The sequence below is a fragment of the Bacteroides sp. 11BF genome (assembly GCF_019633765.1).
In the GTDB taxonomy this organism is placed as follows: domain Bacteria; phylum Bacteroidota; class Bacteroidia; order Bacteroidales; family Bacteroidaceae; genus Bacteroides; species Bacteroides hominis.
This window is the reverse complement of the sequence record NZ_JAFKPJ010000004.1, coordinates 1-13,936: the sequence shown is the minus strand read 5'-3', so window position 1 is coordinate 13,936 and position 13,936 is coordinate 1. Positions and strand designations below refer to the sequence as shown.

Here is a 13,936-nt window from a genome sequence, read left to right as displayed (position 1 = left end):
TTCTTATCATTTACGCTAACAACAAGGCTTCTAATATCTTATTCCCAGCATCACCATTTCCATATAAGCGATTTTCAAATCCTTTTTTAGGTGTAGTCATCAATAAAAAGCAACTTTCTTCTATTTGTTTCTTATCACTGCCTACCAAACAATTAAAACCATTATCTACCAACTCTATCCATTCAGTTTCATCACGCATTGTAACGCAATACTTCCCAAAGAAATAAGCTTCTTTCTGAAGTCCTCCACTATCAGTCATTACTATTTCACAATTCTTCAATAGCCATACCATCTCCAAATATCCGACAGGTTGAATAAAGCATATATTAGAATGAGAGAAATCATACCCTATTTTAATCAATTTACTCTTGGTACGCGGATGAAGTGGTAAAACGACCTCGCACTTCTGAGATATATTTTCTAAAGCAGCAAAAATGCTTTTTAAACGCTCAGGGCTATCTGTATTTTCAGCACGATGAACGGTACATAATATAAACCTATCCAGCAAACCTATTGAAGGTTTTTTGCATTTGCTCGCATAGAATATTGCTGCATCTTGCATTACATCTCCATTATTTATCATTTTACATTTTATATTAGCATACCCTTCGCTCAACAAATTTTCCATTGCTTTATCTGTAGGACAAAAAAGAATATCACTGATGCGATCTGTCAAAATACGATTTATTTCTTCAGGCATATTCATATTAAAAGAACGAAGTCCTGCTTCTACATGAGCAACTTTTATATGTAATTTCTTCGCAGCTAATGCACCAGCAATAGTAGAATTTGTATCACCATATACCAACACCCAATCAGGTTGCTCTTTTTCTAAAATTTTTTCTATTTTCTCCAACATCTGGCCAGTCATTGCCCCGTGACTCAAACTATTTATATTTAGATTATAATGTGGCTTAGGAATACACATTTCACAAAAAAAGATATCGCTCATATTAGCATCAAAATGCTGACCTGTATGTATAATAATTTCTTCCACATTTTTAGACACCAAAAACATCCGGCTAACAACAGCTGCTTTTATAAATTGAGGACGAGCCCCTATAATTGTCACTATTTTCATACTCTATTATTTATATATTCTTCTACAATTTTTTTTGCAAGAAAAGGATAACTTAAATTTTCTTCTGCAAATTTTCTCCCTCTACACCCTTTACTAATTAACTCTGCATTTGTAAATGAAAACATTTTTATAATACCTGCTGCTATTTCTCGTGGCGACTCTGCATCCACTGTAATTCCACAGTCAGCTTCCTTCACCCAATCATTTGCGGCACAAACCGAATGCAATATCGGTTTCCTAGACATCATATAATCAATTAACTTATTAGGAGATATACCAAAACGATATAATGGGTTTTTCTCCCAACCAATATATAATATATCCATCTGATTTAATAATTCAGGTATTTCTTTTTTAGGTACTGGATCCAGAAAATAAACATTCTTAATACATTCTTTTTGAACACGTTCTACTAAACGTGCCTTTTCTTGCCCATTACCAACCAAAAGACATACTATATTCTGGTTTTTATCAAAGACTATTTTCATTGCATCCAACAAATAATCCAATGCATTCGATTTCGCATGGCCACCTGCATAACCAATAACCTTTTTCCCCTTATTTTTCAATTCGGATATAAATTGCATATGTAAAGGCGAAAGATCACATTGAGATGTCCACTCTTCCGGATCATACCCATTGGGGATATAAACAAATTTATTTGCATCCATTCCATGAGAGACCATATGTGAACATGCATTTGGAAGTAACGATATAACTTTATCACTAAATTTATATGCATCATTTTCTGCCTTTTGCAACAGTGCAATGAAAGGATGATATTTAGAATATCCTCCTATTTCAATTGGAGATAATGGCCACAAGTCATGTACCTCATAAATAAGTTTTGCATGATAATATTGGGCTATTTTATGAGCTGGATAGATATCTAATGGATAAGTAGATGATGCAATTACAAGATCTGGAATAAAGCCATCGAGATAGTTCCGGAAATACAACCTTAATTTAAGAACAAAACAAAACATTGAACATACACGCTTAACACCATTTCCGCTATACCTTCCTGCTGATATCCAACGATAATGTATGCCATCTATTACACTAAAGCTATCTAAAGGTTGCTTAATCCTTAAATGAGAATAATTAGCGGCCAAAACTCTAACCTGATGTCCCATCCTTACCCATTCTTTAGAAAGATAATAAGGACGATATTCCATTCCTAAATTTGGATATCCAGCATAATGATTAATAAGAAGTATATTCATAAATCCTTATACATTTGCAAAAGAACTTCTTCTTGCATTTTCCAATTAAACTCTTTCTCCACAGCTTTACGCCCATTATTTCCCATTTCACGAGCGACTGACGGATTATCTAATAAATACTTAATAGCATTTGCTATTTCAAAAGTATTATAAGGATTAACACAAATTCCACACTTATACCTGTATACAATCTCCTTCCACAACACGAAATCCGTACAGACAACAGGTATACCTGCACTCATATATTCAAACAATTTTGTATTTCCAATAGATCCTGTTTTATACCCAACATTAGGAGAATATTCATTTAAAGCCATACCTATTGACGATTTTTGCAAAAAAGCATTCACTTCCTTTTGAGGCAAACATCCCTTATAAGAAACATATCTCCAATTAGGATTCATTGATAAATGGGACATATAAATAGGATCTATATTACCTGCTAAATTATAAGAAATATCTTTAGGTAAATAATTAAAACTTGAAATTACATTTTCATGTAACCATTGTCTTGTTATTCCTCCTGCAAAACATAAACTCCTATTCCATATTCTATTATCAATGTATTCATTTATAATGGGATAATTTGTAATTTGATATGTATTCAAATTTATTCTTAATAAACGTTTTGTCAGAATAGGAGTCACAGAAACCAAAGCATCGAATTTACTCAGTGCGCTATGCTCAAACATTGTATACAAAAATGAAACTGATTTACGTAAAAACAGAGGAATCCATTTCTTACTCAATATTTGATTTGGAACATCCTCATGAGAATCAAAAACTACAATTTTACCCTTTTTTTTTAACATTAAGCCAAAAGGAATTAATTCTGGATCATGTAAATGATATATATCAGCATTAACCAATAAAGCATTCTTATAGATATGTTTAGTATAGAACAAAATACGATAAAATCGATTTGCAGGCTTATTAGGTACTCCTATAATTTGAATTCCATTTTTAATCTGACTCAATATCTCAGGAGCTACAAGATAAACTTCGTAACCAGCATTGCTTAAAGAGCCACACTCCTTATAAAATATTCTAACATCAAATACCGAATGCACACTTGTAATATGACAAATTTTCCTTTTTTTCATACATTAAAATATATCAACTATTAAATGTTCTAATAATTCGCCTATCACTGACAAATAAAAAAAAGACAGGCATCCATAAAACAGGTAAGCGTATAACAGATGAGGGAATATTACTAAATAATATAGTAGTAAATAATAAAAAAAAGAATAACTTCTTTTCAACAGTAGCTAGATTTCTTTTTTTTGCAAACAATAAATAGCCAAAAAGAAAATTGAAAATTATAATAGCAAATATACCATAAGAAATACCAATCTCAATTATAAAAGAATGTGGATTCTCTTTCAATACTCCTAAATCAACAGAAGCATTATTATAAAATGAAGCATAATTTTTAGCACCTGTACCCAGCCAATGACAAGGAAGATTCTTTGCAGCATATAAATATGAATCAATCCTCATTGAAGATGAATTGTCACTCTCAAAACCTTCCTGTGCAATATTAATAATTGAAATTAAACGATTTACATTTCTTATGACAAATTCAGAATTCGAACTACTATATTCTATAAAATCTATTTTAGAAAGTAATGTGATTCCTATTACTATAAACATACAAATGCACCCTCTCAATACTTTACTCAGTTTTTTCTCAATTATTGCTTTTCTATAAAAAAGAAATATTATAAAAAAGACAATAGCACTCCTAGACAAAGATAACAACAAAACAACAGCTGTAATCAAAGAGTATAATTTAAAAGACTTTTCATTATAATACACAATCACAAAGTAAAACAAAAAAAATACACATGAAAAATCATTAGAGTTAGCAAATATACCATTTACCTGATAAAAAGATACAGAATCTGTTTTTTGGTAGAAAAGAAATTCAAAAAATGTTGGTAAAGCACCTATAATAAAAGCAAATTGCAAAATAGCTAGTATTGCCCATGCAAAAAATATAAATTTTATAATTTGAATATAACTCAATTGATTCTTTGAGAAATTTGCAGATAAAAGAATTACATTCATAAAATGCACTAAATAAACAAAGTCTTTAATTTGCTCTTCAGATGTTTGTAACATTAAAAAAGGAAGAACCAATCCTATTATAAAGAATAGACAAAGGCACAATAAATACCCAATCTTTTTAGGAATCCCATTTGCCGCATAATAAAAATTAATAATCAAAGAGAATGGAAGTAATAAGTTCATTAAAGAGAATGTAGGTACTCCTAAATAAAAAGCACTACCAAAACATAATGAAATAAAATAAAAGATACTCACCCGAGTAAGAATCACATCCAGTTTACACCTCATTACAAAGAGTTTAGCACTTTCACAAATTCTTTATAGTTAGTATCAGCATTATATTTTTGTTTCCAGAACTCTCTAGGTTGTACGTTGATACTTTCAATAGAATATAATGCATTCAAAATTTCTTCAGCTGTTGGATCAGAAGAAAGCAATATACCAGTTTCATCTGTTACAATTTCAGAAGTACCACCAACATTAGTTGCAACTACAGGAATATTAAAAGAGATAGCCTCCATAATCGAAACTGGAACTCCTTCTGAAGAACTAACATTCAAGAAAGCAGTCACATAATTTGTTTTATAAAATTCATAAACTTCTTCATTGGATAAATCACCAAGTAAACTAATTTGTAAATTACTATTCGCTTGTTTTACTAAATGTTTCAGATCTTCAAAATCTTCTCCACCACCAATATGAGTCCACTTAATTACTCTGACATGCTCACATTGTAATGCTTCAAATATCAAATGGACTCTTTTGATACTGTGTACATAAGAACAACTCAGCAAATGGAAAATATCTCCATTACCTCGTTGTAAAGCCAGTCCATGATCAAAGGTTCCCAACCTACTAACAATAGATTTGTTTTTTAATTCAATATATTTATTATTTAAATATTGCTTTCCATTTAGAGATATAAAAACAGCTAAATCAATTGAAATAAAAATACGCTTTCTAAATGGTAAATAGCCATAATTGTACTCTTCATACAAGTCTCCTCTATGAAATCTTACTATTTTTTTCACATTCAAATATTTAACAAATGGAAACCACTCTGCTGCCCCCATTCCCCAATAAGAATAAAAAATATCTTCATCAGATACATTGCGAACTATCGTTCTAACAACTGACGAATTACAATAATAATTTATAGTTAAACAGGATATTAAAAAACGCTTTAACCTATTTTTGTTCAGCCACAATCTATTAGAAAAAAATTCTTTCAAAAAGCCAGGTAACGTATTCCACACGAAAAAGCTATTTGCTACAAATGCAATCTTGGACTTACAAACAGGCAATAATAACTCACAATTTGATGGTAACACAAACTTTTTATTAAAAGAAATACTCCAAAAAGGAACAATAATTACCGAATCAAAGTATTCAGATAAATACGGTATTTCATTTTCAATAAAATTGTCACACACATCAGAAAATAAATATATTTTTTTCATTTTTCTAAAAACTTAGCATTTTCTTTAGCCTTAACAAAATTGGAATTAATCTATCCTGTTTATAATAAGAATGCTCCCTCCCTGGCCTTCTCACTATCTCTTCAAAAACGTTCATATCCAGATCCAACTTATTTAAAACTAATTTCAGATCATCCTGAATTGACACTTCATCATAAATAGGTTTTTCCAATAATGTTATAGCTTCATCACGAGTCATTTGACCAGAAACAATCATACTAGAAAGATGAGATCTACGTTTATCTACTTTGAATTTATTATAGAACCAATATAATTGAGCCACTTTTGTTAAATAATTCTCCAAGTGTTTAGCTTCGTAATATTCATATCCACAAAAATCTGACAATTGCTTTATCGCATTATCCCGATTATAATTGAGATAGTTTAATGGCCGTAGACTTTTAATTTTATGAATATATAAATCCCAATATCGTTGATAAATGGATAAGAACTGCAAATTATCAACAGGTTTAGTTCCGAAAACATTGTGTATATTTTTATTATGTATCATATCATATACCATATATGTATGTCCTCGTTGTAATATAGACTCTAATGCAAAATTACCTCCTGATAAAAAGGTATACACTTGATACTGCTTCGCATATTTATAAAGAGAAGCAAATAACACGTTATCTTGTGGTATAGCTATATTAGGAACTTCTGCCAAGATAAAAGACTTCGTTAAATCACAAAACTGTTCAGAATCAGGACGTTCAATTATTAAATTTATTCCACACGATTTACACAATTTTTCAATATTAGATACCGCTAATGGGGTATCAAACCCATCATCAACATGTACTGCCAAAATACGTAATCCCCATTGAATAGCTCCTAAATACGCCAAATACGAAGAATCCAGTCCTCCAGAAATTCCCATCAAACAATCATAGCTCTTATTCTTACCTTTTTCTTTCAGATCAGCAATCATTAATTCCAGTTTTTTTTCTCCTTCCGAATTTGGGAAGTATACCGCAGCAGCTCTTTGCAATGCATCAGTACAATAATCACAATATCCATTTTTATCAAATATTATTGTACTATCTGATGCATTGTCCATTACGCAACGTTTACAAATGCAATATTCCATAAATTATTTTTATTTAATTTTATTCGAAACAACTATTGCCCAAAAAATAAAGCTTATATACAAAAAAGAAATAATATAATTAATACAGGACAGGACTAGTTCAAAACAAACAGAATATAATCCACCTATAATTATTATTGCTATAAATGAAAAATTATACAAGACACTGAAAACAAGTGCAACCTTCATCTTATTTAAAACATAGGGAACAAATGCCATACTACATGAAACAAAGTATGAAAACATATATAATGAAAGGCTTGAAGCATATTGCCCTGCAATAACCCATTCATCTCCAAAAACAAAACCAAACAACTGGGGAGCCCATAAATATAGTAAGATAGCAGGAAATAAAGCTATTAATGTAGTTAACACAATGATCTTATTAACAAAACTCCCTATTGGTTCTCCATGAGAATATTTATATGAAATTTTACTATAAAAAACTTGTGAAATAGCAGATCCCAGCACTGAAACAGGTAGAGTTATTATTCTTAATACAAAAGAATAAAGTCCCAAGATCTCATTCGAAAAATAATAAACAATAACTAAAGGGGAGACTTGATTTCTTAAACTATCAATTAAAATATGTGGAGTATTAACAAGAAAAAAATTTCTATATTTATATGCATATTCTTTTAATGTAACAATATCTAATCTTTTAAACGCTACTCGCAGCATTTTCTTTCCTGCAAACAACAAATAAACAGACTCCAATAATTGCCCGACAACACTTCCTATTATTAATCCACCATTTTGAACTATCTTAAAAGAACCGACCAACAAAGATATAATAGAGTTGCTATATGTACGAACAATTCCTCCAAAAGCACTTATTTTATACTTCTCTTTCCGATTATTCCAATTATACAAAATTGCATATATACCTTGAATCAATATATAAAATGGAATAAGAAAAATCCAATTTATCAAATCATTAGCAGACAAAAGCACACATATTTGGTTACAAAAGCAACCAATTATTATAGAGAATAATACAGTAGTAGTAAATAATAAGATAAAAGATAAAGAGACTAATTTTACAGCTTCATTATCACTTTTAGGTAATACAATTGCAACTTCATATCGAAACATTGATATATTTGAACAAAAAGTTGCTAATGCTATAAAGAATGCTAATGAGCCAAATTCTTGAGGAGAAAATATTCTTGACAGAATAGGAGAAAAAAGGATAGGTGCTAATTGAGAGACAGCTGTTCCAGAAACCAGCGTAAAGACATTTTTCACGAATGATGATTTCAAATATTCCAATCTCCCTTTCTTTCCCCTATCCATCTCAATAATATTATAAGCTCCAATATTTTAACTCATGTATTTTTTCCCGATACATCCCCTTAATATCTACAAGTACAGCATGATCATAGGTCATATTTTTAAAATACTTCTCCTCTAAATTTTTATATTCATCATGTGCTACGGCAACAATTACCGCATCATAATTATCCCTCGGTTTCTCTACTAAACGAAATCCATACTCTCTATGTACTTCATCACTATCTGCATATGGATCAACAACGTCCACATCGCAACCAAAATCTTTCAATTCATTGACAATATCTACAACCTTAGAATTACGAATATCTGCTACATTTTCTTTAAAAGTAACTCCCATCACTAAAACACGAGCACCTAATATACCTTTACCCAAAGAAATCAAACGTTTCACAAGCTTCTTGGCAATATATCCTCCCATACTATCATTGATATACCGTCCTGCACTGATTATCTGACAATGATATTTCAGTTCACTGGCTTTTTGAACCAAATAATAAGGATCAACACCAATGCAATGTCCTCCGACTAATCCTGGATAAAATTTCAAGAAGTTCCATTTAGTACCGGCTGCCTCTAATACATCGTAAGTATTAATTCCGATACGACTGAAAATAATAGATAGTTCGTTCATCAAAGCAATATTGACATCACGCTGAGTATTTTCAATGATTTTAGCAGCTTCAGCAACTTTTACATTTGGAGCACGATGAACTCCTGGTTTTACAACTAATTCATAAACTCTAGCAACTATATCCAAAGCCTCTGGATCACAACCGGAAACTATTTTAATAGTATTAGGAAGTGTATGTACTTTCTCACCAGGATTAATACGTTCAGGAGAATAACCATATTTAAAATCAATACCAGCTTTCAAGCCACTAACCTCTTCTAAAACAGGAAGGCAATCCTCCTCCGTACAACCCGGATAAACTGTAGATTCATAAACTATGTAATCTCCCGGCTTCAAAGCTTTGGCTACAGAACGGGAAGCACCCAGCAATGGAGTTAAATCCGGTTTATTATATTTATCAATTGGTGTAGGAACAGCCACTATGAAGAAAGAAGCTTCTTTCAACTTTTCAATAGAGGAAGTAAATTCGATATCTACATTCTCAAAAGCAGAACTATCCAATTCACCGCATGGATCAATTCCTTCACGCATTTTCGCCAAGCGGTCCTCGTTTATATCAAAACCTATAACTGATATTTTCTTGGCAAACTCCAAGGCTATAGGAAGCCCTACATAACCTAGACCTACCAAAGCCAATTTAGCATTTTTGTTTACTAATTTATTGTACATGATTGATTTATTACTAATTATGAATTACAAACTATATCTTTATGACCCTACCGTCTTTTAGCTGATAACGCTCTTTACTTCCAGCACACACAGCAATACCCATATCATTAAATTCCAGTCGATGACCATGCTCACTTATCCAACCTATCTGACGGGCAGGATTGCCCACCAAGAGAGCATAAGGAAGAACTGTTTTAGTAACCACTGCACCGGCACCGATAAAAGCATACTCACCTATATCATGTCCGCATACAATAGTAGCATTAGCACCTATTGTAGCTCCTTTACCAACACGAGTCTTTGCATATTCTGATTTACGATTGACAGCACTACGGGGATTTATCACATTGGTAAAGACACAAGAAGGACCGAGAAAAACATCATCTTCACAAGTAACACCTGTATAAACCGATACATTATTCTGTACTTTGACATTATTTCCTAAAACCACATCTGGAGAAATTACCACATTCTGACCGATATTGCATCGTTCACCAAGCACACATCCCGTCATTATATGGCTGTAATGCCATATCTTTGTGCCCGCACCGATCCGGCAATCGTCATCGACAATTGCTGTTTCATGAGCAAAATAATCTTGCATGGAATATTTATTTAAAAAAATCTTTTATACTATTGATGACTAAATCCTGTTGTTCAGTAGATAGTTCGGTATGAATGGGGAGAGAAAGAACTGAATATGCCAGTTTTTCAGCAGTATCTAATGGTTCTGCTGCACGTGCGATAGTCTGAAAAGCCTCCTGTTGCTGCAAAGGCAACGGATAATAAATCATACTCGGAATACCCGCATCAGCAAGATGCTGCTTTAGCACGTCACGTTTGCCATCCAGTACTTTTAAAGTATATTGGTGGTAGACATGAGTACTTAAAGGAAGTTCCTCGGGAGTAATAATCCCTTTCACCCCCTGCAACTGGAAAGTGTAATATTGTGCCGCTTCATGACGGGCATGGCTATATTCATCCAAGTGTTTCAATTTAACATTGAGTATCGCAGCCTGAAGAGTATCCAAACGGGAATTACATCCGATGACTTTATGATGATACTTCACTTGTTGTCCATGATTAGCAATCATGCGCAAACGTTCTGCCAATTCATCGTCATCCGTAAAAATAGCTCCACCGTCACCATAACATCCCAGATTTTTAGAAGGGAAAAAAGAAGTACAGCCTATGTGACCGATAGCTCCCGTATGCTTCTTTCTACCATCAGAGAAAGTATATACTGCTCCAATGGCCTGAGCATTGTCTTCAATCACATAAATACCATGCTGTTTGGCAAACTGCATAATAGGTTCCATATCACAAGACTGGCCAAACAGATGCACCGGAATAATCGCTTTAGTTTTAGGACTCAAAGCCTTTTCCAGATTGGAAACCGTTACATTGAAGGTAGCATAATCCACATCCACCATCACAGGAATCAGCCCTAATAATCCGATCACCTCGGCAGAAGCAACATAGGTAAAAGCAGGAACAATCACTTCATCACCGGGTTTCAAATCCAATGCCATTAAAGCTATTTGAAGTGCATCTGTACCATTACCACAAGTTATCACATACTTGCTACCCATGTAAGCCTTCAGGTTCTTCGCAAACTCCTTGACCTGCGGACCATTGATAAAAGCGGAAGTTTCAATAACCTGCCGAATACCGGCATCCACTTCCGATTTAATATTAAGATATTGACCGTGAAGATCAACCATTTGAAGTTTCATAATTATATCTGTACTTTATTACCAGCCAAACGGATGCTTTGACAAAGGAAGTTTTGCCAAAGGATGATAATCTCCTTTTAAACCAATTGGCTCAGCATGACGGATATCGTAAACAATATTAATAGCATTACGTGCATCTTCAATGCCAAAGCCATTACCTGCCAAAATATCTTTATAACTTTCTGTGTGTAGTTCAGTAAATCCCTTACTAAACTCAAACTCTTCTCCATCAATATTAATAGTACGGTAGGTAAGTTTCTCACCTTGTACTGCATTTTCAGGAAGATTTTCAGAATTGATACTCAAAAAATAACGAACACGTGCTTTTTCCAATTCAAGATAACCAGCAGCACGATCATGTGTATATACATGAACTATATTCTTTTTCACAGGACCGAAGACCCACGAAAGCATATCATAAAAATGAACACCGATATTAGTAGCAATACCACCACTTTTATGCACATCCCCTTTCCAACTTGTATAATACCAATTGCCACGAGAAGTAATATAAGTTAGATCTACATCATAAATCTTATCTTGAGGGCCATTCTCTATCTTCTTCTTTAAACCTATGATAGATTGATGCAAACGGAGTTGGAGAATAGTATAAATATGACGCCCTGTTTCTCTTTCGACTTCTTGAAGTGCATCAACATTCCATGGATTCAAGACCAAAGGCTTTTCGCAAATTACGTCAGCACCCAATCGAAGCCCATAACGCATGTGTGCATCATGTAAATAATTCGGAGTACAAATAGATACAAAATCAATCTGTTTGTCAGTACCTTTTAATTTTGTACAATGTCGGTCGAAAAGTTCTTGTTCCACAAAAAAGGAAGATTCCGGAAAGAAACTATCCATGATTCCGACGCTATCAAAAGTATCATAAGCTGCAACCAAACGGTTTCCAGTATCTTTAATAGCACGTAAATGACGAGGAGCAATATAGCCAGCTGCTCCGATTAATGCAAAATTTTTCATTGATTATTTAATTATTTATGAGAATTCTTAGTTATATAGAATAGTATTCCAGAGTAAGCATTCAATTTAAAGCATATTCCTTTTGTAGAACACCTCAAAGGTTCTACACTAAGAAAGTACGCACAATTTAGTTTGCAATTTAACACTCAGCATAAAGCCAAGTCAATATTATGTGACATAAGATCCAAAAAAAAATCTGCACACGTTAAAAACTTCCGCAAAAGATTTGTCCAGATAAGATCACATTTGTTTACCTCATAATTTTACCTTACTAATGGCGCTGTGATCAACAGTAACTACTTCTATCATATTAGCGCACCTTGCACCAAATCTCATCACAATTGGTAACGACATCCTTAGTCAAGGATGCATTTCAGTTTCCTCAAGCAGAATGTCTCAATAGACGTTCCATAAGGTAAAGCCTCGACTTAACATTGAAAGCAGAATCTTTCAAACTCTTCACTACTACATATTGACTTTAATGTTTCGTAGCAAAGGTAAAATTAGAATTCTAAGCTTTTTTTCGAGTGGTTACGAGAATCCGCAAAAGGGGAAAGAAAACATCCTCCCCCTTATGATTTTATTTTCAACCGAATGAATTACCAATTAGCGATCTCATATTCCGGAGCAGTAGGGATTGCATCCACTTCTGCCGGAGACATCACCTTGATTTTATCCCAATCGAAACCGACCTTATTAAAATCTTCTACAGATTTAATGTGACTTTTCACACCATTCGTACTCAGATACACCGGATCAGAGTCATTGGCTTTAATCAGACAAGCATCCAAAGAGAGAGGAATACCCAAAGGAATAGCATTCACTTCCTCCGGACTTTTCACCGTGATTTTATCCCAGGCAGGAAATAAGGCAAAATAAACATCCGGATTGGGAATGTGATGGAGGCTACCGAATTGAACCAAATAAACCGCATCCGCATTGTCAGCTTTGAGGAGCATGCCTTCCGGACAGTCGGAAGCCAGTTCTGGATGAAGATTGTCAATCAAAGTCAGAAGTTCAGCACGCCACTTACGGCCATCCCAACCAATATAATGCATTACCGTGTCTGTATGCGCACGTGAATAGTCACCATTGGGAGCATGGACAAAATGATCACCCTCTATCTTCATCTGCCAGTTCTCACCCGCATCCGATATGTAATTCAAGATGGAATCTGTATGGCATTTATCCTTAGCACCATTTTCATAATGATAGAACTTGCCATCTTTGTACTCCGCCGTCCAACGGCCTTTAGTATTCCAAGTCAGATAATCAAGATACGGAGAAGCTGTTTTCGTCTCTTGTGGATTCTCAAGAGAAGTAAATACAAACCATTGTTTTTTCATAATGCTGAATTTTAATAGTTAAGAAACAAAGATAATTATATAGATAAATCACTTATGGCGAGGCCTCAGCCAAAACGTGACTTCACTATTCAACGAGATAAATACTTCACAAATGATATTATTCCATATCCATATTCGGATACGGATTTTCCTCCAAACTCTTTAAGTGCTCCACCATCTCAAACTCTTCCCTCGTCAATTCCCGCTCCTTCCAACCGTCTATTATTGCGTGTGCCTCCGCTGCCAGCTCTTCGTCAAAGACCTCGGCGTAACAGGCTACCAACAAACGGCATTTCAAAAGCGAGACGGGAAGTGTATCCAAG

The 13,936-nt window shown here is 33.6% G+C and carries 12 protein-coding genes and 1 pseudogene; all 13 read right to left on the bottom strand.

Annotated features, from left to right (window positions below):
- Window positions 1-10 precede the first annotated feature (10 nt).
- On the bottom strand, window positions 11-1,081 hold the full coding sequence (gene wecB / locus JZY04_RS04975) for a non-hydrolyzing UDP-N-acetylglucosamine 2-epimerase (protein WP_122141824.1): 1,071 nt from the start codon (window positions 1,079-1,081) through the stop codon (window positions 11-13).
- Window positions 1,078-2,307 (bottom strand): glycosyltransferase family 4 protein, encoded by a 1,230-nt coding sequence (locus JZY04_RS04970; RefSeq protein ID WP_122141825.1) that lies wholly within the window; start codon window positions 2,305-2,307, stop codon window positions 1,078-1,080. The genes wecB and JZY04_RS04970 overlap by 4 nt, the downstream gene beginning before the upstream one ends.
- Entirely contained in the window at window positions 2,304-3,410 is a 1,107-nt protein-coding gene (locus JZY04_RS04965) for a glycosyltransferase (protein ID WP_122141826.1), read from the bottom strand. The genes JZY04_RS04970 and JZY04_RS04965 overlap by 4 nt, the downstream gene beginning before the upstream one ends.
- Window positions 3,411-3,423: 13 nt before the next feature.
- Complete coding sequence (locus tag JZY04_RS04960) at window positions 3,424-4,668, bottom strand: O-antigen ligase (RefSeq protein WP_122141827.1); 1,245 nt, start codon at window positions 4,666-4,668, stop codon at window positions 3,424-3,426.
- Window positions 4,668-5,840, bottom strand: a complete 1,173-nt coding sequence (locus JZY04_RS04955) for a glycosyltransferase (RefSeq protein WP_122141828.1) — start codon at window positions 5,838-5,840, stop codon at window positions 4,668-4,670. Before JZY04_RS04955 ends, JZY04_RS04960 begins: the two co-directional genes overlap by 1 nt.
- Before the next feature lie 4 nt (window positions 5,841-5,844).
- Window positions 5,845-6,951, bottom strand: a complete 1,107-nt coding sequence (locus tag JZY04_RS04950) for an N-acetyl sugar amidotransferase (protein WP_122141829.1) — start codon at window positions 6,949-6,951, stop codon at window positions 5,845-5,847.
- A 9-nt stretch (window positions 6,952-6,960) separates the two neighbouring features.
- On the bottom strand, window positions 6,961-8,247 hold the full coding sequence (locus JZY04_RS04945; RefSeq protein ID WP_220575487.1) for a lipopolysaccharide biosynthesis protein: 1,287 nt from the start codon (window positions 8,245-8,247) through the stop codon (window positions 6,961-6,963).
- 10 nt (window positions 8,248-8,257) lie between these two features.
- Entirely contained in the window at window positions 8,258-9,547 is a 1,290-nt protein-coding gene (locus tag JZY04_RS04940) for a nucleotide sugar dehydrogenase (RefSeq protein ID WP_122143700.1), read from the bottom strand.
- Window positions 9,548-9,578: 31 nt separating this feature from the next.
- Entirely contained in the window at window positions 9,579-10,151 is a 573-nt protein-coding gene (locus JZY04_RS04935) for an acyltransferase (RefSeq protein ID WP_122143701.1), read from the bottom strand.
- 7 nt (window positions 10,152-10,158) lie between these two features.
- On the bottom strand, window positions 10,159-11,283 hold the full coding sequence (locus tag JZY04_RS04930; protein WP_032540048.1) for a DegT/DnrJ/EryC1/StrS aminotransferase family protein: 1,125 nt from the start codon (window positions 11,281-11,283) through the stop codon (window positions 10,159-10,161).
- Window positions 11,284-11,301: 18 nt separating this feature from the next.
- Window positions 11,302-12,267 (bottom strand): Gfo/Idh/MocA family protein, encoded by a 966-nt coding sequence (locus JZY04_RS04925; RefSeq protein WP_122143702.1) that lies wholly within the window; start codon window positions 12,265-12,267, stop codon window positions 11,302-11,304.
- 599 nt (window positions 12,268-12,866) lie between these two features.
- A complete protein-coding gene (locus JZY04_RS04920; RefSeq protein ID WP_217737948.1) occupies window positions 12,867-13,613 on the bottom strand; it encodes a DUF4751 family protein in 747 nt (248 codons plus the stop codon).
- 118 nt (window positions 13,614-13,731) lie between these two features.
- Window positions 13,732-13,936 (bottom strand): annotated as a pseudogene (locus JZY04_RS04915) (UpxZ family transcription anti-terminator antagonist); the annotation flags it as partial.